This is a genomic window from Rufibacter ruber, assembly GCF_014138425.1.
GTDB lineage: Bacteria > Bacteroidota > Bacteroidia > Cytophagales > Hymenobacteraceae > Nibribacter > Nibribacter ruber_C.
Genome location: NZ_JACJIQ010000008.1, coordinates 133,628 through 158,435 on the forward strand (window position 1 = coordinate 133,628; position 24,808 = coordinate 158,435).

25 protein-coding genes and 1 riboswitch are annotated in these 24,808 nt (G+C 49.4%); of the genes, 8 read left to right on the forward strand and 17 right to left on the reverse strand.

Annotated elements, in window-relative coordinates; translation table 11 throughout:
• Window positions 1–12 precede the first annotated feature (12 nt).
• Window positions 13–1,464, reverse strand: coding sequence for a hypothetical protein (locus FHS90_RS11210; RefSeq protein WP_182513112.1), 1,452 nt, complete (start codon window positions 1,462–1,464; stop codon window positions 13–15).
• A 447-nt stretch (window positions 1,465–1,911) separates the two neighbouring features.
• Here FHS90_RS11210 and FHS90_RS11215 point away from each other — a divergent pair, with 447 nt between their 5' ends.
• Window positions 1,912–2,145 carry a hypothetical protein gene (locus FHS90_RS11215; protein ID WP_182513113.1) on the forward strand — a complete coding sequence of 78 codons (234 nt, stop codon included), beginning with the start codon at window positions 1,912–1,914 and terminating at the stop codon, window positions 2,143–2,145.
• Between the two features lie 54 nt (window positions 2,146–2,199).
• Here the strand turns inward: FHS90_RS11215 and recG are convergent, their stop codons facing one another.
• Window positions 2,200–4,296, reverse strand: a complete 2,097-nt coding sequence (recG, locus tag FHS90_RS11220) for an ATP-dependent DNA helicase RecG (RefSeq protein WP_182513114.1) — start codon at window positions 4,294–4,296, stop codon at window positions 2,200–2,202.
• Window positions 4,297–4,481: 185 nt separating this feature from the next.
• On the reverse strand, window positions 4,482–4,823 hold the full coding sequence (locus tag FHS90_RS11225; protein WP_182513115.1) for a zinc ribbon domain-containing protein YjdM: 342 nt from the start codon (window positions 4,821–4,823) through the stop codon (window positions 4,482–4,484).
• Window positions 4,824–5,408: 585 nt separating this feature from the next.
• On the opposite strand from FHS90_RS11225, the gene FHS90_RS11230 reads away from it, so the two are divergent.
• Complete coding sequence (locus tag FHS90_RS11230; protein WP_182513116.1) at window positions 5,409–6,560, forward strand: serine hydrolase domain-containing protein; 1,152 nt, start codon at window positions 5,409–5,411, stop codon at window positions 6,558–6,560.
• Window positions 6,561–6,636: 76 nt separating this feature from the next.
• Here the strand turns inward: FHS90_RS11230 and FHS90_RS11235 are convergent, their stop codons facing one another.
• The 6 genes from FHS90_RS11235 to mutY all read right to left on the reverse strand — a co-directional run bounded on the left by FHS90_RS11235 (window position 6,637) and on the right by mutY (window position 11,653).
• Complete coding sequence (locus FHS90_RS11235) at window positions 6,637–7,119, reverse strand: type II toxin-antitoxin system VapC family toxin (RefSeq protein WP_182513117.1); 483 nt, start codon at window positions 7,117–7,119, stop codon at window positions 6,637–6,639.
• Window positions 7,109–7,888 carry a hypothetical protein gene (locus FHS90_RS11240; RefSeq protein ID WP_182513118.1) on the reverse strand — a complete coding sequence of 260 codons (780 nt, stop codon included), beginning with the start codon at window positions 7,886–7,888 and terminating at the stop codon, window positions 7,109–7,111. The genes FHS90_RS11235 and FHS90_RS11240 overlap by 11 nt, the downstream gene beginning before the upstream one ends.
• Before the next feature lie 182 nt (window positions 7,889–8,070).
• A complete protein-coding gene (gene gldD / locus FHS90_RS11245; protein WP_182513119.1) occupies window positions 8,071–8,673 on the reverse strand; it encodes a gliding motility lipoprotein GldD in 603 nt (200 codons plus the stop codon).
• On the reverse strand, window positions 8,660–10,015 hold the full coding sequence (locus FHS90_RS11250; protein ID WP_246386923.1) for a transporter associated domain-containing protein: 1,356 nt from the start codon (window positions 10,013–10,015) through the stop codon (window positions 8,660–8,662). Before FHS90_RS11250 ends, gldD begins: the two co-directional genes overlap by 14 nt.
• A 26-nt stretch (window positions 10,016–10,041) precedes the next feature.
• Window positions 10,042–10,530 (reverse strand): single-stranded DNA-binding protein, encoded by a 489-nt coding sequence (locus tag FHS90_RS11255; RefSeq protein WP_066832993.1) that lies wholly within the window; start codon window positions 10,528–10,530, stop codon window positions 10,042–10,044.
• A gap of 46 nt (window positions 10,531–10,576) precedes the next feature.
• Window positions 10,577–11,653 carry an A/G-specific adenine glycosylase gene (mutY, locus tag FHS90_RS11260; protein ID WP_182513120.1) on the reverse strand — a complete coding sequence of 359 codons (1,077 nt, stop codon included), beginning with the start codon at window positions 11,651–11,653 and terminating at the stop codon, window positions 10,577–10,579.
• 191 nt (window positions 11,654–11,844) lie between these two features.
• On the opposite strand from mutY, the gene FHS90_RS11265 reads away from it, so the two are divergent.
• The 3 genes from FHS90_RS11265 to FHS90_RS11275 all read left to right on the forward strand — a co-directional run bounded on the left by FHS90_RS11265 (window position 11,845) and on the right by FHS90_RS11275 (window position 14,919).
• Window positions 11,845–12,150, forward strand: a complete 306-nt coding sequence (locus tag FHS90_RS11265; RefSeq protein ID WP_066832997.1) for an HU family DNA-binding protein — start codon at window positions 11,845–11,847, stop codon at window positions 12,148–12,150.
• A 61-nt stretch (window positions 12,151–12,211) separates the two neighbouring features.
• On the forward strand, window positions 12,212–13,096 hold the full coding sequence (locus tag FHS90_RS11270; protein WP_182513121.1) for a tetratricopeptide repeat protein: 885 nt from the start codon (window positions 12,212–12,214) through the stop codon (window positions 13,094–13,096).
• A 218-nt stretch (window positions 13,097–13,314) separates the two neighbouring features.
• Window positions 13,315–14,919: an Rne/Rng family ribonuclease gene (locus FHS90_RS11275; RefSeq protein ID WP_066833007.1), complete on the forward strand. Its 1,605-nt coding sequence runs from the start codon at window positions 13,315–13,317 to the stop codon at window positions 14,917–14,919.
• Window positions 14,920–15,818: 899 nt separating this feature from the next.
• On the opposite strand, the gene FHS90_RS11280 is transcribed toward FHS90_RS11275, so the two are convergent.
• Complete coding sequence (locus FHS90_RS11280) at window positions 15,819–16,529, reverse strand: porin family protein (protein WP_182513122.1); 711 nt, start codon at window positions 16,527–16,529, stop codon at window positions 15,819–15,821.
• A gap of 57 nt (window positions 16,530–16,586) precedes the next feature.
• Here FHS90_RS11280 and gldB point away from each other — a divergent pair, with 57 nt between their 5' ends.
• Window positions 16,587–17,585, forward strand: coding sequence for a gliding motility lipoprotein GldB (gene gldB, locus FHS90_RS11285; RefSeq protein ID WP_246386925.1), 999 nt, complete (start codon window positions 16,587–16,589; stop codon window positions 17,583–17,585).
• A 383-nt stretch (window positions 17,586–17,968) separates the two neighbouring features.
• Window positions 17,969–19,168 carry a glycosyltransferase family 4 protein gene (locus tag FHS90_RS11290; RefSeq protein ID WP_182513123.1) on the forward strand — a complete coding sequence of 400 codons (1,200 nt, stop codon included), beginning with the start codon at window positions 17,969–17,971 and terminating at the stop codon, window positions 19,166–19,168.
• 264 nt (window positions 19,169–19,432) lie between these two features.
• Here FHS90_RS11290 and FHS90_RS11295 read toward each other — a convergent pair whose 3' ends face one another.
• The 5 genes from FHS90_RS11295 to nth form a co-directional block, all read right to left on the reverse strand.
• Window positions 19,433–19,729, reverse strand: coding sequence for a Trm112 family protein (locus FHS90_RS11295; protein ID WP_066833018.1), 297 nt, complete (start codon window positions 19,727–19,729; stop codon window positions 19,433–19,435).
• Window positions 19,730–19,731: 2 nt separating this feature from the next.
• The gene (locus FHS90_RS11300) at window positions 19,732–20,409 is read right to left on the reverse strand and encodes a thiamine phosphate synthase (RefSeq protein WP_246386928.1); all 678 of its coding nucleotides are present in this window, start codon (window positions 20,407–20,409) and stop codon (window positions 19,732–19,734) included.
• A complete protein-coding gene (locus FHS90_RS11305) occupies window positions 20,367–21,422 on the reverse strand; it encodes an AIR synthase family protein (protein ID WP_182513124.1) in 1,056 nt (351 codons plus the stop codon). Before FHS90_RS11305 ends, FHS90_RS11300 begins: the two co-directional genes overlap by 43 nt.
• Before the next feature lies 1 nt (window position 21,423).
• A complete protein-coding gene (locus FHS90_RS11310) occupies window positions 21,424–22,146 on the reverse strand; it encodes a class I SAM-dependent methyltransferase (RefSeq protein WP_182513125.1) in 723 nt (240 codons plus the stop codon).
• Window positions 22,147–22,214: 68 nt separating this feature from the next.
• Window positions 22,215–22,313, reverse strand: a riboswitch (TPP riboswitch).
• A gap of 131 nt (window positions 22,314–22,444) precedes the next feature.
• On the reverse strand, window positions 22,445–23,119 hold the full coding sequence (nth, locus tag FHS90_RS11315) for an endonuclease III (protein ID WP_066833030.1): 675 nt from the start codon (window positions 23,117–23,119) through the stop codon (window positions 22,445–22,447).
• Between the two features lie 128 nt (window positions 23,120–23,247).
• Between nth and FHS90_RS11320 the strand changes: the two genes are divergently transcribed.
• Window positions 23,248–23,853, forward strand: coding sequence for a hypothetical protein (locus tag FHS90_RS11320; RefSeq protein WP_182513126.1), 606 nt, complete (start codon window positions 23,248–23,250; stop codon window positions 23,851–23,853).
• A 54-nt stretch (window positions 23,854–23,907) separates the two neighbouring features.
• Here FHS90_RS11320 and FHS90_RS11325 read toward each other — a convergent pair whose 3' ends face one another.
• Both FHS90_RS11325 and FHS90_RS11330 read right to left on the reverse strand, forming a co-directional pair.
• The gene (locus tag FHS90_RS11325) at window positions 23,908–24,138 is read right to left on the reverse strand and encodes a hypothetical protein (protein ID WP_066833036.1); all 231 of its coding nucleotides are present in this window, start codon (window positions 24,136–24,138) and stop codon (window positions 23,908–23,910) included.
• Complete coding sequence (locus FHS90_RS11330) at window positions 24,113–24,712, reverse strand: RNA polymerase sigma factor (RefSeq protein ID WP_066833039.1); 600 nt, start codon at window positions 24,710–24,712, stop codon at window positions 24,113–24,115. The genes FHS90_RS11325 and FHS90_RS11330 overlap by 26 nt, the downstream gene beginning before the upstream one ends.
• Window positions 24,713–24,808 lie beyond the last annotated feature (96 nt).

Genomic DNA, 24,808 nt, shown 5'->3' on the forward strand with positions numbered 1-24,808 from the left:
AAAACAGAATGGCTATTTAAAGGTGATTCGGCTTAGCCGAAGACCCGCTGAGGCTTTAGAGGGACGGTTCACGGCAATGATGCTGTTCTCCTCCAGCCACGTGGTAAAATCTTTGACGTAGGCGGCCCCCATATCATTGGCTACGTTCAAGCCCATAGGCTTTGGCGTGTCTGAGGTGCCGGTAAGGAGATGGATGGAGCGGTTGTACAGATCTGTTTTGCCGTTCAGGGTTTCCAGCGTGAGCAGCTGCAGGCGGTTCCCAAAGAGGCGGGCACTGTAAGAGATGCCGGCAAAGCCCTCAGTGGCGGGGGCCACCTGGTTCTTTAAAATGACTGAGTTCCAGGTGGGGTTCAGGTACTCATCATAGGAGAACAGCAGCAGTTCTTTGGCGTGATAGGGACTGTTCTCGCCGCCTTCCTCATATTTCTTTTCGGCCAGTACCAGGGCCTGGCCTTCTGTGCTCACCAGAATGTCTGACAGGTAGATGTCCTCCAGGCGGTTGGCACCGCTGGCTTTGGCCACCCGCTGTGAAAACTCAGGGGTAAAGACAAACTCTTCCGCGAAGCGCATATTGTTGATAGCGTAGTCAAACTTCACCAGTTTCAGGCTGCGGTAGTCCCCAGATTTCTCTTCGGCCACTAAGACTGCCGCGTACAGGCTGCTATCCTGGGCCAGCTGGTAATGGGCGTCCAGGACGTAGCGTTTCTCCCCGTCAAACACGCCGCCCACCATCACCTCCATCACTTTGATCTCATTGTCCTGGTTGTTGTAGCGGCGCACACTCAGGCGCATGTTGTTATCTGTTAGCAGAGACACGTATTGGTCACCGCGGTTGTCAATGTGCACCTGCGCGGTTACCTGGCCGTTGGTGCCCCCAAAGTCATACGGCCGCTCTTTGATCTTATTGAGGGTGGTGGCGTCATAGACCACGGCCAGCATAGAGCGCAGCTGTTCATCACGCGTGATAGAGTGGTAGGTAACCAGTTTAGAACCATCTTCTGAGACAGAAAGGGTAAGCCTGCGGCTTTTGCTGGGTGCTTCCTGCAGTTTCTTCTGCTGCAGCTCCTTGCCCGTGGTAAGGTCAAGGATGGTGCCATACAACGCCTGGCTGCCTTGTTCCGGGTCTATGCGGTGCGTCACCACCAGGGCTGTTTTGGCGCTGACCGCAAAGGCCACCAGAGATTCTGAACCCAGAAGGGAAAAAGGAGCCGACCATCTGGTTTTCAGGTCTGCGCCATAGCGCTCTACGGCATAGGTCTGGTTAGACTTCCGGCTCAGGATGACAAAATCAGTGGCATTGACGGGGTATGATTTACGCGGTATCTGCTGGTTGTAGTAATTCCCGGCGGTCTCAGGGGCATACGTGAAAGACGCAGACTTGATCTTTTGGCTAAAGCTGTCAGTTTTACAGAAGAATATGCCAGCTACTATAAGAAAAAGAAGTCTGGGGAAATGATAATTCATAAAAATTCATATTTAATAAGTAGACAAATATACCTCTTTACACTGATTGAAGGCTGCTTTTTATAGAATTTGCAATAAACCAACCCCTGAGCGGAGTCTGTAAATTGTTAACAGTTAGATAATTGATTTTTTTGTGCGTATCTTTGCGCCCGCATTGCGCAGAGAGGTAACCTGGCGGGAATTTGGAGAGAGTACTATTTCAGGAATAAGTACTTATACTAACGGTAGTGTGGAAAACTTTTTCTGAGGAAGATAAAAACCCGAAGTCAGGCCTGCCGTACATACCTAGGCTTATCAGCTTGGTAGGCATAAAATGGTAAGATCTGCGCAGAAAGGTTGCTTGATAATTACTTAACAGAAGGGTTACCTCTTGATAATTACTTAAGCGCGGGAGATCGCGTACATTTACCATACATAATTAAATAAAACACCTTTAACGTTTATTTTATGAGATTTACATTTAAGATGTTTGTGCTGGTTGGGCTTATTCTTGTTGGAAAATTCTTAAAAGAAGACTCTGCCAATGGTACTGTTCAGAAAGTGGAAGCAACAAACCAGGATATTTATTCCTTAGACACAAAAGCACCACTTCCTTTCACCCAGAAGACAAATCATATTTTAGAACCTGTAACCAAAGAAGGAACTACTACTGAGAAAACCTTTACGTATTCATTGAATTAATCTGCTCCCTCAGAGAAACGAATTTTTCTCCCCTAAAAAGACCCAGACTCAAGTCTAGCTGATACGGCTCCAGTTCACGGTGTTGTGGCTCAGCGACCGGATGTGCCTCAGTAAGTTGGCATGCTCTGGAAGGCTTAAGTCCGGGTCTTTTTCTATGATCTGCAGAGCGGCCGCCCGGCTCTCTTTCAAAATCTTGGCGTCTTTGGCCAGGTCAGCAATTAGCAAATCTAAAACCCCGCTTTGCTGGGTCCCCATCAAATCTCCCGGTCCGCGCAGTTTCAGGTCAATGTCGGCAATCTCAAAGCCGTTGTTGGTCCGCACCATGGTTTCAATGCGCGTCTTGCCTTCCTTGCTGAGTTTATAGCCCGTCATTAAGATGCAGTAGCTTTGGTCGGCGCCCCGGCCTACGCGGCCCCGCAGCTGGTGCAGCTGGGCCAGGCCAAACCGCTCGGCGTTTTCAATCACCATCACGCTGGCGTTGGGCACATTTACGCCTACCTCAATCACGGTGGTAGCCACCATAATGTGCGTCTCGTGCTTCACGAAGCGCTGCATCTCATAGTCTTTGTCCTGGGGTTTGAGTTTGCCGTGCACCATGCTCACGCGGTACTCCGGGAACGCGCGGGTCACACTCTCGTAGCCGTCCATAAGGTCTTTGTAGTCCAGGCCTTCAGACTCTTCAATGAGCGGGTAGACAATGTACACCTGCCGCCCCAGCTTTATCTGCTCACGTATGAACCCGAACACCCGCAGGCGGTTGCTGTCATAGCGGTGCACGGTAATAATTTCTTTCCGGCCCGCCGGGAGCTCATCAATCACAGATACTTCCAAATCACCGTACAGCGTCATGGCCAGGGTTCTGGGGATTGGTGTGGCTGTCATGACCAGCACGTGCGGAATGATGCGGGGGTTCTTCTGCCAGAGCTTGGAGCGCTGCGCCACGCCAAAGCGGTGCTGTTCGTCTACAATGCAGAGGCCCAGGTTATGGAACTGTACTTCGTCTTCCAGCAGGGCGTGGGTGCCCACAATCATCTGCATTTCACCAGAGCGGAGTTGCTCATGAATGGGCTTACGGTCTTTCTTTTTGGTGGAACCGGTGAGTTTGCCCAGCACTATGCCCAGTTTGTCTGCGTACTGTTTCAGTCCCTGGTAGTGCTGGTCAGCGAGAATCTCAGTGGGGGCCATGAGGCAGGCCTGGGCTCCGTTGTCGGTGGCCAGGAGCATGGTCACGAAGGCCACAATGGTTTTGCCGCTGCCCACATCGCCCTGCAAGAGGCGGTTCATCTGCTTGCCGCTGGTCACGTCCTGGTAGATCTCGCGCACCACGCGCTTCTGGGCATTGGTAAGGTCAAAGGGCAGGTGGTTCTTGTAGAACTCAGTGAGGGTAGGTGTTTTATTAAATACCTGCCCGGCCAGTTCGGCGCGGCGTTTGGTGGCGGTGCGCAGGAGCTTGAGCTGGGTGTAGAACAGTTCTTCAAACTTTAACCTGAACCGCGCCGCCGCCAGGGTATCCCAATTCTTGGGGAAGTGAATCTGCAGCATGGCCTCGCGCTTAGACACCATGCGGTACTGGTCCACCAGCTCAGGGGTGAGCGTCTCAGGCAGGTGCGTGGGCGCCTGTTTCAGGAGCTCCTGCATCATGCGGCTGATGGCCTTGCTGTCTACGCGGTGGTTCTTGAGTTTTTCAGAGGTATGGTAAACGGGCTGCAGATATGTCTGCTCCAGCTTTACCTCAGAGAGTTCTTCCAGCTCTGGGTGCGCCATGTTGAACCGGCCGTTAAACAAACTCGGCTTGCCGAAAGCGATGTATTCATGGTTCACCTTGAGTTGGCCCGTCATGAATTTTACGCCTTTGAACCAGACCAGTTCCATTTCGCCGGAGGCGTCTCTGATAATGGCCGAGAGGCGTTGTTTACGGCCTTCGCCCAATAGGTTTTTCTCCAGGATGCGGCCTTTGATCTGCACATACTGCATGTCTTCGGTCAGCTCGGCAATGGCGTGGAACTGCGTGCGGTCCATGTACCGGAACGGGTAGTGCTGAATGAGGTCGCCGTAGGTGAAGATGCCCAGCTCGGTCTGCAGCAATGTGGCCCGCTGGGGCCCCACGCCCTTGAGGAACTCTATCTTGGTATGGAAAAAGCCGGATGACACGTAGTTGGGAGGCGCTTCCTGTTTTTAGCCTGTTTTTGAGAAAATAGCCCAGAAACAGGAGCGAAGCCAGTTGGTAAAGTTACGCAAAAGATGGGAGCGGGGCTAGCAGAAAGGAGGCTGCCTTCTTAGAGAATGTGCTTCCAGGACCTCCTTCTGGGAAGAGCCTCCCGGCTGCTGCAGCGGCATTACGCTTTGCGCACAAACTCAGATTTAAGCGCCATAGACCCAAAACCGTCAATCTTGCAGTCAATGTTGTGGTCTCCGTCGGTGAGGCGTATGTTTTTCACTTTGGTGCCGGCCTTTACGGGTTTGGGGGCGCCTTTCACGGGCAAGTCTTTGATGACCACCACAGAATCACCGTTCTGCAGCACGTTTCCGTTGGCGTCTACCACTTTCAGGACTCCTTCTTCGGCTAATTCAGCCTGGTTCCACTCGTTCCCACATTCAGGGCAGGCGTAGGTGTCAGCTCCTGTTGCGTAGCCATACGGTGAACTGCAATTGGGGCATTGTTTCAATTCTTCAGACATGGTAGTTGGTTTATGGGTGCGCCTTGCGTTTTCGGGCTGTTTTCTGGAAAACAGCCCGAAAACAGGGGCTGGACAGGCTGGTAAAATTACAGAAAAGAGGTGAGAGGGGCTAATCTAATTAGAGGGTGTGCCGCGGGAGGATTCACGCCCCGCCCCTTGCAAAAAAGCCGGCCGGGCCTGTCTGGTAACAAATTGTTCACCGGGAATGCGCAGCCAAAAGATCCTGCTTTTCGTATGTGCCTATATCTACTAACTAAAGAAAGGAGGGAATATCTGTGCTAGGCTATTACGGGTTATTAGCAAGCACCTTCCACGCTGGTAGAGCGTTACGCCATTAAGTGGCCACTTGCGAGTTTTCGGCCCCGCCGATGCTCATGATTCTTAAGTTATTCGATTACTCTCTGAGCCTTCCGTTTTTGGCCTGTTTTTCAGAAAACAGGCCAAAAACGGAAGGCTCATCTTGCCTACTGCAAATCTGAGCGTTTCTCCCGTTCCTGTGTTCCGCCTGCGGGGGAGTAGTTTGGAAATGGCTGCGGGGTTCCCTATTTTCCTGCCGCTAAGCATTTTCCATCTAACTCCCCTCCCATGAGACGCGTTTTCCTTGCCTTGATTCTGGTCTGTTTTTCAGTGCGTGGTTTTGCCCAGGTAGACAACGCCGAAGCCGGTCTGCGCCAGATAATGGAGCAGAAGAAAGCAGTGGGGCTGGCCGTGGCGGTGGTGAAAGACGGGAAAATTGTCTACACCCGCGCGCTGGGGCTGAAAGACGTGGAGCAGAACCTTCCGCTCTCAGAGAATGATCTTTTCCGGATTGCCTCCATCTCCAAATCGTTTTCGGCCACGTCTGTCATGCAACTGGTAGAAGCCAAGAAAATGTCGCTGGACGATGATTTCAGTAAGCTGGTGGGTTTTACCGTGCGCAACCCCAAGTTTCCGGACAAAGTGATCACGCTCAAGATGGTGCTCTCGCACACCTCCAGCATCTTAGACCGCAACGGCTATTTCAACCTGGACGTGATTCACCCAGACAAGAACCCCAACTGGCAGAAGTGCTACGCAGATTATGCGCCCGGCACGCAGTACACCTACTGTAACCTCAACTTCAACCTGGTGGGCGCGGTAATTGAGCGTGCCACCGGCCAGCGGTTTGACCAATACGTGAAGCGGCACATTCTGGACCCGCTGGGGCTGTACGGCGGCTACTGCGTAGATTCGCTGGACCGCTCCAAGTTTGTCACGCTCTATGAGTACAGCGCGGGCAGTAGCACTTTCACACCGTCACCGGCAGCCTATGCGCCCCGCTCAGAGGAAATCAAAAGTTACGTGATGGCCCAGAGCACGCCTGTGTTTTCGCCTACCGGCGGAATGAAAATCTCTGCCAGGGATTTGGCCACCTATATGCTCATGCATCTGAACCAGGGCCGTTACCCGGGCGGCCGTATTCTCTCCAAAAAAAGCGCGAAGCTCATGCAAACACCCGTTGTCAAAACCACAGACGTGTCTCATTACGGGCTGGCGCTGCGCACGGCGGGCAACCTGATTCCGGGTGAGGTGCTGGTGGGGCATACCGGCTCAGCCTACGGCCTGTACAGCGCTATGTTCTTCCACCCGAAGGAGAAGTTCGGGTTTGTGGTGATGACCAACGGCTGCCATACCACGTCTTCAGAAGATGAGATTAGGGACATCTTGCACCTGACCATGCGCAGTCTGTATGAGAATGTGGTGAAGGTTGGGAAATAGTGTAGGTGTTTTCGGCCTGTTTTGGCGAAAATAGGCCGAAAACGGATAGGCGCTAATTTTTAAAAAGCAAATGAACTTACAAATCAAGCAATCCGAACGCTTGATGATAAGGTGTGCTAATATCTAAGAACTCAAATTTTGCGCGGGCTTTACTTCTAAGTATTTCAATTATCACACCTGACCGTGCATCAGACGTGACAAAATGAGTGATGGTTTTATCAACGTCTGCTTGCGCAAAAAGCTTTGAGTCATTAGGTATAATAGCTCTAGGCATGAGTTGCTCTTTTAGAGCGCCTTTTCCTTCAAATATAATTCTGGCAAATTCTCCTGCTCTTTGCGCGTGGTCAAGATTGAAAGGTATAATCTGAATATTGCGGAGAGGTAGTTGGTCTATTTTACCAAGAACGCAATATTCTGCAATTGTGATGGTTGATACTTTTAGGGTTACGCCTTTATTAAGGAAATAGCGGAAATATTCCCTTGCATTCTGATGGAGTGGGTCTTCATCGTTTAAGAGCCTTATAAAGAAACTTGTATCTAAGAGAACACTATGCGTCATAACCGCCTCTGATATTATTCAACCAGTCATTGGCATTGATATCCTTCCAGTTTGACTTTGCCTTGGTGATTAAGGTATCAAGGTATTGGTCATCATATTTGGGGCTAAAGTCAATTAATTGAAGAAGTTTTAGGCTTGATTTGTCAATTTCGCCCGTTTCTAGGTTTTGTTTCCCAGTTGCTCTTACTCCAAATTTCTTATACAATAGGTTCTCTTCTTGATTTTGCAGATATACTTTAGGAGCTTCTATTGTCAGGGAGCCAAACTCATCAGTATCTAAATGTATATTGGCTTTCGTTTTTCCTCCGGCATTTGTTAATGTGCCATAGAAGTACAGCTCTGCGTCAATCCAAATATTTTCTGTTCTGAAAAACTTAGTGTTAGGGGTTATTTTTAAAGCCGTATCTTCAGATACAGAAGTTTTAATTTCAAAGTCATAGTTCTTTTGATAAGAAAGGCTTTGAATATTTTCAATGGCTTGTGCAGTCTTTAAGTCTAAGAAATCAATAGAATTTACTTTTTCTATTTGGGTTATTACAGCACTGAAGCCAATGATTGCTTGAAGACTAGTTTTGAATATATTTCTTACTGAGCCTTCTTCAATATCATATGTAATGATTGGCCTATCTTTCTTATTGTTGGGAAAAAGAAGGTCTTCTATATTTTGAAGAATTAGAGCAATCTCTTTAATGTCATAGTTGTCTGGGGATAGCGTTAAGCTCCCTTTGTTTCCTATGACACGAATTTCGATGCTTCCAATTTTGTCCATACACAAAAGTAACGGATTAAGTCGGGTTTTAGATATGTTTGGGAGCTGTGGTAAAGTTCACCTAACTGATGAAATAAATGAAAAAGCCGAACAGTATACAAGATACCATTCGGCTTTTATTTAATAAACTTCAGTTTTCCGTTTCCGGCCTGTTTTCGCCAAAACAGCCCCAAAACGAAAACTTACTTCACTTGCTCCGTCCAGTGCAGCGTATTCAGCAGGTGCACCACGTCTTTCTTCAAGTACTCAATGACCGGGGCCAGTGAGTCATTGGCGGTGGCGGTCCTGAAGTAGAGGGCACCTCTAAAGAAGTGTTTGGTGCTGTCGGTGAGGTAGAACTGGAACTGGCTGGGCACTTCGCCTTCCAGCTCGAAGACGCTGGCGGTGATGCCGGTGGGTGTTTTAATCTGGCTTTCCTCAATGGCGTAGGCCTTGATTTGGTGCCTGCTGGTAAGTTTGCGCGCGTCTTCTACCAAAGCGTTGAATGCCTTTGGGTCTTGGTTGAAGTTCTTGTAGGTGAGCTGCACGTTGGCCTTGAACTGCGGGTAGTACAGGTCAATCCAATGCGGCTCGGCAATACGGGAGGAGTCTTTGAGTACCTTGGCGTACACCGAGTGCTCAAACGTGTACGGGTGCCGCTCCTGCAGGGGCTGGTATTTGGCCACGGGCAAGTCAATGCGGTTATAGCCTTTGGGCTTGGGCGTGTAGTCATCACCGGAGCAACTGGCTAAGAAAAGGCTTCCGCATATGGCGGCAAGTATGTACAGAAAATTAGTCTTCTTCATTGTTAGGGTGCGGCACAATCTGGTGCACGCGTACTTTTTTAATCTTTTTACTATCAGCGGCTTCTATCTTGAAGATATAGGGCCCCAATTGCATTTCCTCGCCGGTGTGCGGTATGCGGGAGAACAGGCGCAGCATTAAGCCGGCCAGTGACTCCACTTCGCCCCTGATCTCCTTGAGCAGCTCAGCGGGCGGATCTACAATTTTGCAGAAATCGTGCAGAGAGGTGCGGCCCTCAAACAGGAACGTGTGTTCATCCAGTTGCGTATAGTAGCGGTCCTCTTCGTCGTCCAACTCGTCATGGATTTCGCCCACAATCTCCTCAATCACATCTTCCAGGGTAAGCAGGCCGGTGGTGTCGCCGTACTCGTTCACCACAATGGCCATGTGCACCCGCCGCTCCTGGAATTCACGCAACAGCTCGTCAATCTTCTTAGATTCTGGTACAAAGTACGGGGTTCTGATCAGGTTCTGCCAGGTAAAATCTGCTGGGGCATTGAGGTGGGGCAGCAGGTCTTTTACGTACAGCACGCCGTCAATCTTGTCCAGTCCGTCTGAGTACACCGGCACGCGGCTGTAGCCCCAGTTATGCACCTGTTTGAGCAGCGCAGGAAACGGCATGCGGCGGTTGAACGCAATAATATCTACCCGCGCCCGCATTATCTGCCGCACGGTAATAGAGCTGAAGTTCACAATGGCTTTCAGCAAGCCTTTCTCTTCTGGTGAGGCTGGTGCCGAAGGGGCATGGTCCAGGGACTGTGACAGCTCCTCAGTGGCAGACGGCGTCCCGAAGGCTTCACGGGTGCGGCCCATCATACGCTGCAGTGGCAGGAAAACGGCCACAAAGGGGGCGCCTAAAGTTGAAATAACCTGAATCACGGGCAGCAGAGCTGGCTGGTGCTGGCTTTGCTGTTTCCTTCCCCATGCGGCAGAAAGCAGCCGGGCCGCTAGCAGAACCGCTGCCAGCCCTAGGGCTATGCCCAGCAACGCCAGCCACTGGTGCGCCGCGCCGGGTGCAAGAACATGGGTAAGAAGTTTAAAAACAGAGAGGGCCAGCAGCAGGTGCAATGTGGAGTTCAGGAACGCTCCGGCCAGAATCACCCGCTCTGGTGCCTGCGAAAGGTGCTGTACGTGGGCGGCCATTTTAAGGCCGGCGTTATTCTGGGCAGTGGCCAGAAAGCGCTGAAAAGCAGCCAGGGCAGCCGTTATGGCCAGGCTGCTCACAAAGAACAGCAGGAGCAAGGCAGTTGGCCACGCCCATGCCGCCGGGTCAACCTGGGGAAGGGTTAAAGTAAGAAGAGAGCCCCAACTGTAGGGCTCTCCTGATGGAGGTATACTTTCCAAGTGAAAAGAATTGGTTCAACAATAGGTTAGAAGGGCAGGTCGTCTGGCTCTTCCTCATAGGCCGCCGAACGGGTGCTGCCGCCTTTGCTGGCAGAACTGGCGCCGGCGTTTCCGCCGCCGGAAGAGGCTTGTTCATTGCCGTAGCTTCCGCCGCCGTTGTTCTGACCGCCGTTGCCGCCTTCAGAGCGGCCACCCAGCATGGTCATGTTGTCTGCTACAATCTCAGTGCTGTACCGCTGTATGCCGTCTTTGTCTGTATAATTGTTAGACCTGATTCTGCCTTCAATATAAACTGACTGGCCTTTCTTGAGGTATTTCTCAGAGACTTCGGCCAAGCCGCGCCACAGCACTATGTTGTGCCACTCTGTGCGCTCCTGGCGCTCGCCGTTCTTGTCTTTGAACGTCTCAGAGGTGGCCAAAGGGAAACGGGCTACCGCCACACCGCCTTCTAAGTGCCTCACCTCCGGGTCTTTGCCAAGGTTGCCAATCAAGATAACTTTATTAATGCTTGCCATAGAATTGTATAAAGGGGGTGCAAACTTAAAATAACTTATAAATATACTAAAAGAAGTGCTCTTTCAAAAATGAATCTATCAATACTGGCTTGGGCAAGTCTTCTATTTCTGAAATGGAATATAGCCGCAGCCCAATGCTTTCTTCAGTCTCTCCCCTTAAACGGGAATCAAGCGAAACAAGGTAAAACTGCGCCATAATTTTCTGATGGCTCAACACGTGTTTATACGTTTTGCCGGTAGAAGAAAAAGGGGTAAGGTTAGTGGCTAGCGTCTCTGCCGCCTGCCCCTGCAGGTGCTCTGGGGTCAGCTTGGCTGTGTCTGATTCTATGGTGTGGAAATCATACAGGCCCATCCAGATGTCGTTCTGGGTGCGCTTTTTCATATACAGCTGGTCGCCTACCCGCAGAACCAGGTAGTGGAAGAACCGTTGGCGGCTGCTCTTGGCTTTCTCTTTCACCGGCAGCGCCGAAACCAACCCGTTCAGAAACGCGAAGCACGTCTGTTGCAGCGGGCAGAACAAACAGTCTGGGGCCACCGGCGTGCACTGGATAGCGCCAAACTCCATAATGGCCTGGTTGTAAGTGTCCGGCTCGCCGGCCGGAATCAACTCATTGGCCAGAGCCTCAAACACTTTTTTGCTCGCCGGGGCGGCAATGTTCTCGTGCTTGCCAAAGACCCGGGCCAGCACGCGGTACACGTTCCCATCCAGCACGGCCACCTGTTCCTGGTAGGCAAAAGAAGCGATGGCGGCGGCGGTGTAAGAGCCAATTCCCTTCAATTGCAGCAGCCCCTGGTAACTTTTAGGAAACTGCCCCCCAAACTGCTCTACCACCTGTTTGGCGGTGAAATGCAGGTTTCTGGCGCGGGAATAGTAGCCCAGCCCCTGCCATAGGCGCAATACTTCGTCTTGGGGGGCGTTTGCTAGGGAGTACACCGTGGGGAACTGCTCCAGGAACCTGAGGTAGTAAGGCAGGCCTTGTTTTACCCGGGTTTGCTGCAGAATAACCTCAGAAAGCCAGATGGCATACGGGTCAGTGGTCTCACGCCAGGGCAGTGCCCGCTTGTGGCGGTGATACCAGGCAATAAGGGTATTTGTAAAGAAAGAATTGGTTGGGTGGGCCATGCAGGGGCTTTAACATCTTGGCTAGCTGCGGGGTATACGCGCTGAAAACCAACAGATTTTTTAAACAAATAGTTTTACTACTCAAAAAAGGCGGTTACCTTTGTGCCCCGATTTCGAGGTGCCGTGTGACAGCGGTAAACGTTTGTACAAACATATTCATCTTCACTCAATTACTTAAAACGTTTAAACAAGTGACTAAAGCAGAAGTTATATCAGAGATTGCAGATAAGACAGGGATTGAAAAGTCTGATGTTGCAGCTACCGTTGAAGCATTCTTCAAAGTGGTGAAAGACTCAATGGCCGATGGTAATAACATTTATGTGCGTGGCTTTGGAAGCTTTGTGAATAAGAAGCGCGCCAAAAAAGTTGCCCGTAACATATCTAAAAACACCTCTATCATCATTGATGAGCATTTTATCCCAAGCTTCAAACCATCTAAAACGTTTGTCGCCAAGATCAAAAACAGTAAGAAAATTAAAGCTGAGGTCGTTTCTTAGTTTTTTCGTAGTTTTGCAGCCTTAACTCTTTGTTTAATAATCATTTCCAGATTCAATAGATATGTCAAAAGGTAAGTTAGCACTCATTTTTTCTGCCGTAGTGCTGGCCGTTCTGTTGGCTTTATTGCCTAAAGTGGTGATTAACAAAGATAAAAAGGCTGACCTTGCCTCTAACGGAGCCGCCGCCGAGTCTAGCCATGACCCCAACCATGAGGGCCATGAAGACCATGCAGCTGAGGCGGCGGCCCCGGCAGATGCCGCCAATGCCCACATGACGGCTACGCCCGCCCAGTTGAAAGAGATTGCAGACCTGCGAGCCAAATTCAACCGGGCCAGTAGCCCTCAGGACAAAGGCAAAGTAGCAGATGAACTGGCGCAGAAATACGCGGCTATTGCCAAGCATGACAGCGCCGGGTATTTCTATGAGCAGGTAGCCGCCGTAAGACCAGGGGAGAAAAGCTTCCAGAAAGCGGCCGACCAGTACTTTGAGGCGTTCACCTTTGCCGCTACCCAGGAGCGTTCACAGCAACTGGGGCAAAAGGCGCAGGGGCTGTATGCGCAGGTGCTGAAAAACAACCCTGCCAATCTGGATGCCAAGACGAACCTGGCTATGACGTACATCGCCAGCGAAACGCCCATGCAGGGAATTACCCTGTTGCGGGAGGTGATCTCGGCAGACCCTAAAAATGAGAAGGCTCTGTTTAACCTGGGAGTTCTTTCTATGCAGTCTAATCAGTATGATAAGGCGGTAACGCGTTTTCAGGAACTGCTGGCGGTAAACCCTAAGCATGTAGATGCTACGTTCTACTTGGGCGTTTCTCTGGCAGAGACCAAGCAGAAGCAAGAGGCGCAGAAAGCGTTTATGCGGGTAAAGGAACTGAGCAAAGAGCCGGAAGTGTTGGCTTCAGTAGACAGTTACCTGCAGAAGCTGAACAGCGCCCAGTAAAAGAGGAGTTAAAATATTTTTCACTTATAAAACATCAAGATTATGCCTTGCGGTAAAAAAAGAAAAAGACATAAGATCGCTACCCACAAAAGAAAGAAGCGTCTTAGAAAGAATAGACACAAGAAGAAATAGGTTCGCGCCTGTTTTTCTTTGAGCCCAGGTTGCCGCAGAGGTGATACTGGGCTTTGGTATATTCTTTCATCTAAGCTACTAAGACATTGAGTAACGAATTAATCATTAATTCTACTCAAGATGGAGAACGAATAGCCCTTCTTCAGGATAAGCGGCTGGTGGAGTATCATTTTGATAAAAATGATACCAACTACAGCGTGGGGGATATTTTTCTGGGAACCGTGAAAAAGGTGATGCCTGGCTTGAACGCAGCGTTCATAGACATTGGCTACACCAAAGACGCGTTCCTGCACTACCATGATTTGGGAGAGAACATCAAGACTCTGAACAAATACGTGAAAACGGTGCAGACCCAGAAGAATGCCTCTGCCAAGCTTACCCAGATCAAGTTTGAACCAGAAATTGACAAGCTGGGCAAGATGGCAGACGTCCTTAAAAAAGGACAGCAGATCTTGGTGCAGATTGTAAAAGAGCCAATCTCTACAAAAGGGCCCCGGCTCTCCTGTGAGATCTCCCTGGCCGGCCGTTACCTGGTGCTCGTGCCATTTTCTAACACCGTGAGTGTGTCTAAGAAAATAGTGAGCAAAGAGGAGCGTACGCGTCTAAAACGCCTTATTTCTTCTATTAAACCAGAGAATTTTGGCGTGATCATCCGCACTGTGGCTGAAGGCCGCGAAGTGGCTGAGCTGGACAAGGACCTCAGAGGTATGCTGGCTACCTGGGAAGAAGGCATTGCCACTTTGAAGACCGCCAAAGAGCGCGACAAAGTGATTGGGGAGCTTGGCCGCTCCTCCTCCATGTTGAGAGACATTTTGAATGAAAGTTTTGACAGCATTGTGGTTGATGACCCCAAGCTGCATGATGAAATCAAAACTTACATTGAAACCATTGCCCCAGATAAGCTGAAGATTCTGAAGCATTACACGGGCAAGGTGAAGACCTTTGAACACTTTAACATTGAAAAGCAGCTGAAATCCCTGTTTGGGAAGACAGTGAGCATTCCGGGTGGGGGGTATCTGGTGATTGAACACACAGAGGCCCTGCACGTGATAGATGTGAACAGCGGGAACAAATCCAACTCCGAAACGGACCAGGAGGCCACCGCGCTGAATGTGAATCTAACTGCGGCAAAAGAGGTGGCGCGTCAGCTGCGCCTCCGGGACCTGGGCGGAATCATTGTAGTAGATTTCATTGACATGAAATCTGCTGAGAACCGGCAGAAAGTGCAGGACGTGGTGAAGGAAGAGATGAAGAAAGACCGGTCTAAGTACACGGTGCTGCCCATCTCCAAATTCGGGCTCATGCAGATCACCCGCCAGCGCGTACGGCCTGAGCAAAACATAGTAACCGGTGAGGTATGCCCTACCTGCGGAGGCAGCGGGAAAATATCTGCCAGCATTCTGGTAACCGACGACATTGATCAGACCATTGAAGATCTGCTCACCCGCCAGAATCAGAAAAACATTACGCTGTATGTGCATCCGTTCTTGCATGCGTACTACACCAAAGGCCTCATTTCCCGCCAACGGAAGTGGTTCCTGAAACACTTTAAGTGGGTGAACGTGATGAAAGATACCTCCCTTGGCCTCACAGATTTCAAGGTGATGGATGAACACGGCGATGAAATTGAGCTTCGCTCAAGTTATTCAGAAGTGAATGGTCTCCAAGACCGTGCCGTAGAAGGAGAATAAGTTTTTTCTGCTCCTTTCATAATAAAGAAAGCCCCTGCTTACCGGCAGGGGCTTTTCTGTTATAGTACGTTCTGTTTTTAGGCTACTTTTAGGAAAACAGGCCAAAAACGCTCATGAAATTCTGGTTGCTGCGTGTATTTATTAGCTGCCAGTTTTATGTTGGCTATTTTCAGATAGGCGTAATACTCTTCCAACTGCTTCTGCCAAACCTCTGGCTATATTACTTTCTACTCGCGTTTATCACGTTGAGCCTTGATGCTCAACCTAACCAAAAGAATCAAGAAAGGAAGAACTCTCTGAGGCTCAGACAGGCTTCCCTTGGTTTAATTTCGCACCTGGCAACCGCTATTCCTTCCATTGCTTCCGTAGCCACTGCTACCTGGAACCGCCTGTACGTGCACCCGCTACGCGCCTGCGTGCCTGGCGGCACTGCGTTGCCCGCTCCCGCAGGACTGATAAGGAGCTACTGCGTTTCCACGCTGTTTTCTAGGAAGTAGGTGAGAAACGAAAAGGCAAGCGGTTGTAATTATCCATTATCACTTCTTAGCAGTTGCTTTCTCGCTGTGCTCTTGATGCCCCCCCTCTAAAGCGCGGGAGTTACTTACATACATTTCTGATATTCCCCTTTGAAGGGGGCGAAGGGGGATGTTGACACAGGAGGGCACGCATTGCAGAGGTAGGGGCGTATGGCATACGCCCGCACGCATTCCCGGAGACTCCCCTCCTCTGAGGGGTAGGGGTGTGTTCAATGAGCCTGCAACTACTTAATGGCGAGGGTCTGCGCTAATTATGGTTTGGACCGCCTTGCCCTCATCCTAACCTTCTCCCAAAGGGAGAAGGAACACTGCATTTCTGTTTTTGGCCTGTTTTCCAGAAAACAGGCCAAAAACAGAAATGCTCTAAAATTTAATCCCGAAGTCAAGGGAGAAGACATCATTTTTCAGCTCCACTTTGTCATCCTTGAAAATACCGGCGTAGTGGTCGTCATCTACATCTGTAAGGCCGCGGTGGTAGGTGATACCGCCAAAGAGCTTGGTGCTGACCCCAATCTGCCGCTCTACCCCCACCCCAATCAGCACATCAATCTCAAACAGGTTGAAACGCTTGGTGAATTTGTCGCCTTCACTGTCTACTTTTTTGTCGTTTACTTTTGCGGCCAGCATGGTGTTCAAAGAACCGCCTGCCTGAAAATAGAGCTTGGTGTCTGTAGAAATCTCATTGGTGAAAAGTTTCAAGGCAATAGGGATTTCCAGGTACTGCAGGCTTAAATCATCTTCTCCTGACATTGTGATACTGGTAGCGCCATCCAGAGCCCCCGGGGCTATGGGTTGGGTATAGCTGTAGCGCACGGTACCGCCCTTGATGTTGTACATTAAACCGGAACTCACGGCATAGTTTGCGCCAAAGAAATAATCGGCTATGACGCCCACCCCAAAGCCACCGCCCACGCCGTCGCCTTCAAAATTGTATTTGTCTTGCGCCAAGGTGCGGTTTGAAGTGATAGAAGGGGCAAACTTCACCCCAATTTCTACCTGCGCTTCTGCGTGGCGGGAGCCCAGGAACAAAATTGCCACCAGACAAAATAGGATACTGTAGCGGATCGTCTTCATAAGTAAGTGGTATTGCCGAATGTTGAGTAAATTTGCTTAAAGATAAACGAAGAATTCATGCAGAAATATCTATACCTGCTTTTTACTCTGTTGCTGTTTGCCGGTTGTCAGCAGCAACAGACGTGCCAGATGGCAGAGGAAGTAGAGAATATACCGGTTAACTTAGAGGTTGAGCGGTTGGAGAAGGAGTTTTTCCAAATAAAAGCGCTGCCCCAGATGCAGGAGTTCCTGAGCCGGCACCCGCTGTTCGCGGACAAATTCCTGCAGCAGAAAGGTTACCCTAACCAGGAGATTCTGGCGCAAAGCCTCCTGAAGCTGGCCACAGACACCAGTATTCACAAACTGGTGCGGGAGTCAGACAACACGTTTGGGGAGTTGAAAGACGTGGAGCAGGAGCTGGAGAACGCGTTCAAGCACGTGAAATATTATTACCCTAAGTTTCAGGTGCCACAGGTGCAGACGTTTATCACCGGCCTGAGCCGGGACCTGTACGTGGGCGACAGCCTGATGGTGCTGGGGCTGGATTTCTTCATTGGCAAGAAGGCCCCTTACCGGCCGCAGGCGCCGCAGTACATTCTGGAGCGCTATGAGAAACCGTACCTGGTGCCCACCGCCATGTTGCTGGTCTCCAACAAATTCAACAAGACAGACTTTCTGAGCGGCGCCATGCTGGATGAGATGATTGATTTTGGCAAGTCGTACTATTTTGTGGAGCAGATGATGCCCTGCACCCCAGATTCACTCATCATTGGCTTCACAGGCCAGGAGCTGGCAGATGTGCAGTACAACGAAGGCAAGATCTGGGCGCATTTTGTGGAGAAGAGCCTGCTGTATGAGACCGGGCAGTTTGTGATCAGGAAGTATATTGGCGAGCGCCCCAACGTGCCCGAGATCAGTGCCCGCTGCCCCGGCCGCATTGGCACCTGGGTAGGCTGGCAAATTGTGCGCCAATACATGGAAAGCAACCCCAATGTGACCCTGCAGCAGCTTATGGAAGAAAAGAACGCCCGTAAGATCTTAGAAGCCTCTAAATACAAGCCGCAGAAAAAATCTTAATGTAGGGTAGCAGGTAGCACGTAGCAAGATGGGAGGCATATTTTGGGCAGTCGCATGCTATGTGATTTTAATTTTTCGGCCTTTGGCCGAAGATGGTCCAGTACTTTATCCTTTAAAGATTCTAAAGCGGGTGAGCGCAAATTTGTAAGTGGGCATAATCAACTAAACCTTCTGCCATTCTGGAAGAATCTTAGGGAACCGTGAGCGAGCTATGAAAGCGCTCAGGAGAAGCAATTGCCGTTCGCAACCGAGATCCTTTCAGGGTGCCAGAGAGTGGGTCATTACTTCTGTCTCCTCACTTAGTTTTGAATTACTTTCACTTTCTGTTTTCGGCCTGTTTTTGTAAAAACAGGCCGAAAACGTAATCCATTGTTCCGACTCCCATGCACATTGCGCTGTTTCATCAGTATCACCACAACCCTGACTGCCCCGCTACCTGCCGGCATTACAGTTTCATGGCTGAACTGGTAAAGCGCCACCGTGTCACGCTCGTCACCTCTAACGCCTGGGAAAGCAAAAGACTCACGCACCAATATGCATGGGTGCCTCCTGGTGTGGAGTTGGTTTCCATTCAGGTGCCATATCATAATAAAATGGGAGTGTGGCAACGGGTGAAAGCTTTCAGTGATTTTGCCTTGCAGGCAATAAGAAAAGGCAAAGAAATAGAAAAGCCAGATGTTGTGTGGGGCGTGTCCACCCCACTGACCACTGCCTGGGCGGCAGCTAGAGTTGCCAAGTACCATCAAGTGCCGTGGGTGTTTGAGGTGCAGGACTTGTGGCCGTCTTTCCCCATCCAGATGGGGGCTGTACCCTGGAAGCCGGTGCAGCGGGAGCTTTACCGATTGGAGAAGAACCTCTACCAATCAGCTTCGCACATCATTCCGCTGTCAACAGACATGGGGCGATACATTCAGGAGCTGGGTATTGCACCAGATAAAATCACTACGCTGGTCAATGGGACTGACATACCAGCCACGCCTGTCTCCGCTTCTGCAAAGCAAGCCTTGCTACATAAGTTGGGGCTTGAGGGGAAGCAAGTAGTGCTCTATGCTGGTACGTATGGCCGGGCCAATGACATTCCTATGCTGGTGGAGGCTGCTAAATTACTGCAAGACCAGCCTAAGTTGTACTTCGTTTTTACCGGTCAAGGGTATGATGAGCCATTGCTGCAAGAAGCAGCCGCCGTGCAAACCAATATCCTGCTGCTCCCCCCTATGCCTCGGCACCAGGTTTTTACCTTGTTCTCGCTGGCAGCAGTGTCAATTGTTTCGTTTATTGATTTGCCAGTGCTCAAAGCAAACTCCCCCGGTAAGCTTTTTGACAGCCTGGCGGTGGGTACGCCCGTTGTGGTGACCAATGCTGGCTGGACAAAGCAGCTGGTAGAAGCGAGCCAGTGTGGTTGGTACGTTCCGGCCGGAGACGCTGAGGCCTTGGCCGCTACTCTGGTGCAGCAGTTGGGGAATGAGCAGGAGCTGGCAGTAATGCGGAAAAATGCCGCTAGTGTGGCTCAACAGCAGTTTGATAGGTTACAGATGGTGCCAGTATTGGAGCAGATATTTGAGGAAGTGGTGGGGAGAAAGTAAGAAGAGAACTTAGGATGCATCATAGCAGATGAATTGATTGAACAATGCTGCCTCCTTCCTTATTACAACTCATTTCTGCCCCCATTGCCCATTCTTTTTTCTTTCCTGCTGGTGCAGCAATTTCCTATACTTCTCTGCTTCTATCGCTTTTCCGTTTCTGCTGTTTCCCGCTCCATCTATTTATAAATGAAATACCAGGGGGGTTAATGGGCAAGTAAATAAAGCAAGCCACAAAAGCCACGCAGATTGCCTCAGCGCCTCTGGTCACCCTATAAATTTATCCTTCTCGCCTTTTTGTGGTACTAGCCTGAAGTTTTCAAACGTTTTACCTTGTAGATGCTGCTGCCACTTGGCCAACAGCGGTTTCTCTAAATTTATCTCACGGTATTCGTCGGGGCTCATGATCGGGATTCCTTTTACAATAGGATAAAGGCGGCTGCACTCACTACACGTAAAAAAGCCTTCCAGTATGTTCCCGCTAGGGTCTTGGGTAATGGTGGTTAGTTCAATGTCTGCTTTATCAAAGGGGCAGCACAATTTCTTTATAGTTTCAAGTCTCATCACTAGATTAGTTTCAGTTGTTTCAGATATTTTGTAATAGCCACGCCTGGCTTTTCTGCACTCATTATGCCTGATACCACCGCTACTCCATCAAAAGGTAGTTCCTGTAGTTCAGGCATGTTGTCAGGTTTTATTCCGCCGGCTAAAAAGATGGGCATAGCGGTTATTCTTTTAGCTTCTTTGATGGTCTCAAAATCTACCAATTCACAACTGGTGCTGGTAGAGGAAGGAAAAATGGAGCAAAAGGAAATATAATCCAGCCTTTGGTCATTTGCCCACCGCACCAAAGCCAAATCATTGTTGCAGGTAAGACCCGTTATAAAGTCTCTGTTAAGAGAGGTTTTTATCTGCTCTAAATCTTCAGGCGGAGCGTCAAAGTGAACGCCATCTAAGGCGGTGGTTTGCAGCCACTCCCACTGGTTGTTTATAAGTACCGGAACATTCTTCTCGTGGCAAAGCACAGTGATTTTCTGAATCAACGGCAGATAATCTTTGTCCGGCAGGAAATTGTCCCAGAGCTGTACCGCGGCAATCTTTTTCTGAAGAACTAGTTGTAGCTTTTGGAGTAAAATATCTTCCTCCAAAGATGGGTCTATGACCAAATAAACTCCTGACTCTACTTTTCGCTTCTTTCCCATTACTTCCATCCCTCCCGAAAGGCGTTGAAGAAGGCGGCCCAATAAGGGTCTTCTGCCAGATACACCAAGTCAGATGCTTCTCCGTTTGCTATCAACTTTATGCCGCTTTCTCTTTCTCTTATTTCTCCAACAGCGCAACAGGCTATGCCTTCAGCGGCAAGGTGTGCTATGATACCATGTGCGGCCTCTTTTTTACAGGTAATAACCATAGAGCCAGCACCCACGCAGTAGCGCGGGTCTATAGAGAAGAGAGAGCAGACGTCCTGCTGAATGTTTCCAATGGGAATCTGGTCGTTAAAAATCACGGCCCCGTTGCCAGAGGCGCTGGCCAGTTCATATATGGCCCCCAGCACACCACCTTCGGTTACATCATGCATGGCAGTTACTTGGTTACGCGCAGTTGGGGCGCCAACGGCGGTCAAAGCATCTTTGAGCGATGATGTTTGGTAAAACATGTCGCAGGCCTTCTGATAAGTTTCCTGGCCCAGTTTATTCTTCACCGTTTCCGGAAAACTCATGGCCAAGATGGAAGTAGAGGAAAGTGCGCATTGTTTGGTCACCAGAATAGTGTCTCCTGGCCGGGCATTCTGCGAAGTAAGGATTTGCGCCTGAGGGGCAATGGTGGTAAACGTACCGCCTCCAGCAATGGTAGAGTTCTGCCCTTCAATAAAGCCGGTATGCCCTCCGGTAATAGCTACTCCCACATTAGCGCAGTATTGGTGAATGTACTGCCAGTAAGTTTTAAAATCCTCTTTGGAAAACGTAGCCGGCAGGTTGAGCACAAATTGCCCGTACATAGGCGCAAAACCCGTGGTAGCCATGTCATTGGCCATTAGGTGTACCGAAAGCCAGGCAGATTCTTCCAGACCCAATGATGGAATAAGCGATAATGGGTCACTGGTGGTGGCCATGGCCATACCACCGGGCAAACGTACCACTGAGACATCTACCCCAAATCCTGGGCCCACCAGCACGTCCTTTCTTGGGTACCCGCAATTCTCCCGGATGATGTTGGTGAATAGAGGGTGGTCTATCTTTCCAAGTTTATCTTCCATTCTAGTCTACATCGTTTAGTTTGATGTATAACCCGAAAAAATCGCCGTAGGGCAGCCCCCATTGCTGTACCGGAAACCATTTAGGAAGGCCTGTGCAAGTCCATTCAATGGTATATTCTCTGCCGGCCAGCGCCTGGTGAATTATCTCAGTTAGTTTGGCTGGTGAATAAAAAGTGGCGGTGACGTAAAACGGGTTTTTCCCGAACATCTGCTGCACCCGCCTTCTCAGAACTTTGGGCGAGTTCCGGTTCATCATGCCCATGGCAATACCGTATTTGGCTACCCTGGCTGCTTCTCTAATAACTTTAACGGGGTCTTTGTAATACTCAAACGTAGTGATGAAAGCCAGAGAGTCAAAGGTATGGTCTTTGAAGGGCATGTGGTGTGAGTCGGCCATGACCAAATCACCTTTGAAGAGGTGCACCGCCTGTGACAGCATGAGGGGGGAAATGTCGCCGCCGGTGGCTTCTATGCCTATCTGGTGCCACCATCTGGTAAAGCGGGTGGTGCCGCAGCCAAACTCAAGCAGGGTCTTAATGCGTATGTCTTTGGAAACCAGCTGTTCCATGACCTTCTTTTGCCAGACCTCGGCTCTTTTGTAGCGGCCTTCATACCATTGCTCGTAGGTATCAGTGTGTTCGCGGTTGAAGAACCATTCAGGTCTGTTTTGCCAGTTTTGCTGGCTCTGGGGAATTAATTCAGAGGATTTTTTCTGTAGCTCCATGTTGCAGTTTTGTTAAAACAAAAAACTCCATTCAATGGGTATGCCCAGAAAGAATGGAGTACAAAATGGAGTATTTAATACAGCATCCCTACGTTGGCATTATCCAAATCAGGTGGCGGGTATGATCTCAGCCTAACATTTCTAGTCAGGCACCCCGTGCGTTTACTTTACAAACTTACTTAAATTTGTTTAAGCCATGCTTATTTCAAAAGCCTCATTGTTGATCCGGCACAAAAATAGTTAAAGGACGATTCTTGCTGTTTATGGCTTATTTTTTGGAAAACAGGCCAAAAACAGGTTATAACTTGTTCTGTGGGTCGTCTGGCTTGTTGGGCCAGTTCTTTTCATAGTAGCGGCAAAAGTGGGTAAGTGGGCAACGCTCGCACTGCGGGGTGCGGGCCAGGCAAATGTAGCGGCCATGTAGAATAAGCCAATGGTGGGCTTTGGGCACTAATTCCAGCGGCGTGTTCTTCATCAATTCCTTCTCCACCTCCAGCGGCGTGCGCGCCTTAGCGTCTACCAGTCCTAAGCGTTTAGAAACCCGGAATACGTGCGTATCTACGGCCATGGTAGGCATGTTGAAGATGACAGAGGCAATGACGTTGGCGGTTTTCCGGCCCACGCCCGGCAGTTGCTGTAGTTCTTCTACCGTGGCCGGTACTTCACCTGAGAAACGCTCTACCAGCATCTTGCCCAAGCCTGCCAAGTGCTTGGCTTTGTTGTTGGGGTACGAGATGCTTTTGATGTAAGGGAAAATATCTTCGGCGGTAGCCGTGGCTAATATCTCTGCCGAAGGGTAGGCCTCAAAAAGCGGAGGCGTGACCAGGTTGACCCGTTTGTCTGTGCACTGCGCGCTCAACACCACCGCAATAAGCAGTTCATACGGGTTGCGGTACGCCAGTTCCGTCTCCGGTTCCGGAAAGTTATGGGTGAAGTAGGAAATAAGGTGACGGTACCGCTCTTGTTTGCGCATAACTAACACTTGATAGATTAAGAGTTGCTAAATTAGAGAAAAGGTAAGTATGAGGGTCAGTATGTAGTGCAATTGATTATAATGTAGTTGAAGGAAAAATTGTAGAGTAGGGGAAAGGACACTTCTAAATGTCATTATTAGAGATAGTCACGCTTAAAAAAAGATATATGTCTACTATTCGCTCTTCTGTTCGTGTATTTGCTGTACTATCTCTGGTAGTAAGCTTGACTTCATGTTTCAAGGAAAAGTATTATAAATTCAATGATAGGGAGTTAGAATTTTTAGCATACCAGGAAGGGCAAGTACTTAAGTTTTCTGATACAAGCAATGTTGTCAATGAGTTAGTACAAGTTGATTACTCCAGAGACTTCTTTCAGATGTCTGGATGGTTTGGCACCTCTTACCAAGAAAGCTTTGAAGTAAGTTACAGTCCAATAGGTAATGGTGAACTCATGTTAAACATTGACCTTAAAACAGAAGAAGGTTCATTTGGAGGCGGCTTCTTCATGAAGATAAATGATTATCATGTTTACGCAAACCCAAATACAGTGAAGCCATTTGCTGGAACAATGTTAATCAATGGCCTAAGGTATGACCATGTTTACTCATTAAGAGCCTACAGAGTTGTACCAGAATATGCAAGAAAAGACTCTGCAACAGCCTATTACAATAAAACGCATGGCCTTATTCAACTTTTGCTTCCTAACGGAAAATCCATTAACCGAGTAGATTAAAACAAAAAAGCACCAGCTCTAAAACTGGTGCTTTTTTGTTTTTTGCAGAACCTGCTACGGATGCAAACTTACCGTTCTGGAGTAGCTGATGATGGCGTCACACACCCGTTGGCTGGGCTGGGCGAAGGCGTCATCCAGGTTCACCTGCGCAATGAGTAAATCGGCACAAGCCTCTGCCAGGCCCTGGTCTACCATCAAGGCGTCTTCCAGCAATTGGCGCTGCCGTCTGGGCAGCTCGTTGTAGAGGTATTGTACCAGATCATTCTGAGTAAAGGTTTTGATCATAGGCTTTTGTATCTAGGGACATTTTTTTCCGCAAGTTGATTAATGCGTATCTCATTCTGCCCAAAGCCGTGTTGATGCTAACCCCGGTAGCCTCTGCAATCTCCTGAAAACTCATGTCAGCGTAGTGGCGCATGATGAGCACCTCTTTCTGCGCCGCCGGCAGCTGCTGAATTAATTCACGCAGCCGGGCGTGGGTTTCCTCTTTGATCCTGATGGATTCCACTGACTCCTCAGAGAAGCTCAACGTGTTGAACACATTGCTGCCGTCTTCCAGGGTAATCATGGGGCTCCGCTTCTCCCGCCGGAAATAGTCAATAGCCAGGTTATGGGCGATACGGCAGATCCAGGATGAAAACTTCCCTTCTTCATTGTAACGGCCGCTTTTCATAGTATGGATTGCCTTCACAAATGTCTCCTGCAGGAGGTCTTCTGCGGTATAGGTATCTTTAACTATAAGTAGAATGGTGGTGAAAACCTTACTTTTATGACGGCTAACCAATTCCTCAAACGCACTCTCGTTACCTGCGATGTACGACGTTACAAGCGCCGAATCGCTGAGCTGTACTATGTTCATCTAAAATCTACATATTAGGTAACGTAGAGGTTTAAGCCATATTGTGAGGTTAGCGTGAATTGATGTGATTTCTGTTTCTATGTGTATCAAATATAG

Bases quoted from the DNA above. Each gene is read 5' to 3' on its own strand.
- FHS90_RS11235 (WP_182513117.1), bottom strand. From the start codon at position 7,119: ATGACGCATAGTGTTCTCTTAGATACAAGTTTCTTTATAAGGCTCTTA.
- FHS90_RS11215 (WP_182513113.1), top strand. From the start codon at position 1,912: ATGAGATTTACATTTAAGATGTTTGTGCTGGTTGGGCTTATTCTTGTT.
- FHS90_RS11325 (WP_066833036.1), bottom strand. From the start codon at position 24,138: ATGATCAAAACCTTTACTCAGAATGATCTGGTACAATACCTCTACAAC.
- FHS90_RS11230 (WP_182513116.1), top strand. From the start codon at position 5,409: ATGAGACGCGTTTTCCTTGCCTTGATTCTGGTCTGTTTTTCAGTGCGT.
- FHS90_RS11305 (WP_182513124.1), bottom strand. From the start codon at position 21,422: ATGGAAGATAAACTTGGAAAGATAGACCACCCTCTATTCACCAACATC.
- FHS90_RS11320 (WP_182513126.1), top strand. From the start codon at position 23,248: ATGTCATTATTAGAGATAGTCACGCTTAAAAAAAGATATATGTCTACT.
- FHS90_RS11210 (WP_182513112.1), bottom strand. From the start codon at position 1,464: ATGAATTATCATTTCCCCAGACTTCTTTTTCTTATAGTAGCTGGCATA.
- FHS90_RS11295 (WP_066833018.1), bottom strand. From the start codon at position 19,729: ATGAGACTTGAAACTATAAAGAAATTGTGCTGCCCCTTTGATAAAGCA.
- gldB (WP_246386925.1), top strand. From the start codon at position 16,587: ATGCAGAAATATCTATACCTGCTTTTTACTCTGTTGCTGTTTGCCGGT.
- FHS90_RS11310 (WP_182513125.1), bottom strand. From the start codon at position 22,146: ATGGAGCTACAGAAAAAATCCTCTGAATTAATTCCCCAGAGCCAGCAA.
- FHS90_RS11280 (WP_182513122.1), bottom strand. From the start codon at position 16,529: ATGAAGACGATCCGCTACAGTATCCTATTTTGTCTGGTGGCAATTTTG.
- FHS90_RS11330 (WP_066833039.1), bottom strand. From the start codon at position 24,712: ATGAACATAGTACAGCTCAGCGATTCGGCGCTTGTAACGTCGTACATC.
- gldD (WP_182513119.1), bottom strand. From the start codon at position 8,673: ATGAAGAAGACTAATTTTCTGTACATACTTGCCGCCATATGCGGAAGC.
- mutY (WP_182513120.1), bottom strand. From the start codon at position 11,653: ATGGCCCACCCAACCAATTCTTTCTTTACAAATACCCTTATTGCCTGG.
- FHS90_RS11290 (WP_182513123.1), top strand. From the start codon at position 17,969: ATGCACATTGCGCTGTTTCATCAGTATCACCACAACCCTGACTGCCCC.
- FHS90_RS11270 (WP_182513121.1), top strand. From the start codon at position 12,212: ATGTCAAAAGGTAAGTTAGCACTCATTTTTTCTGCCGTAGTGCTGGCC.
- FHS90_RS11225 (WP_182513115.1), bottom strand. From the start codon at position 4,823: ATGTCTGAAGAATTGAAACAATGCCCCAATTGCAGTTCACCGTATGGC.
- FHS90_RS11255 (WP_066832993.1), bottom strand. From the start codon at position 10,530: ATGGCAAGCATTAATAAAGTTATCTTGATTGGCAACCTTGGCAAAGAC.
- FHS90_RS11240 (WP_182513118.1), bottom strand. From the start codon at position 7,888: ATGGACAAAATTGGAAGCATCGAAATTCGTGTCATAGGAAACAAAGGG.
- nth (WP_066833030.1), bottom strand. From the start codon at position 23,119: ATGCGCAAACAAGAGCGGTACCGTCACCTTATTTCCTACTTCACCCAT.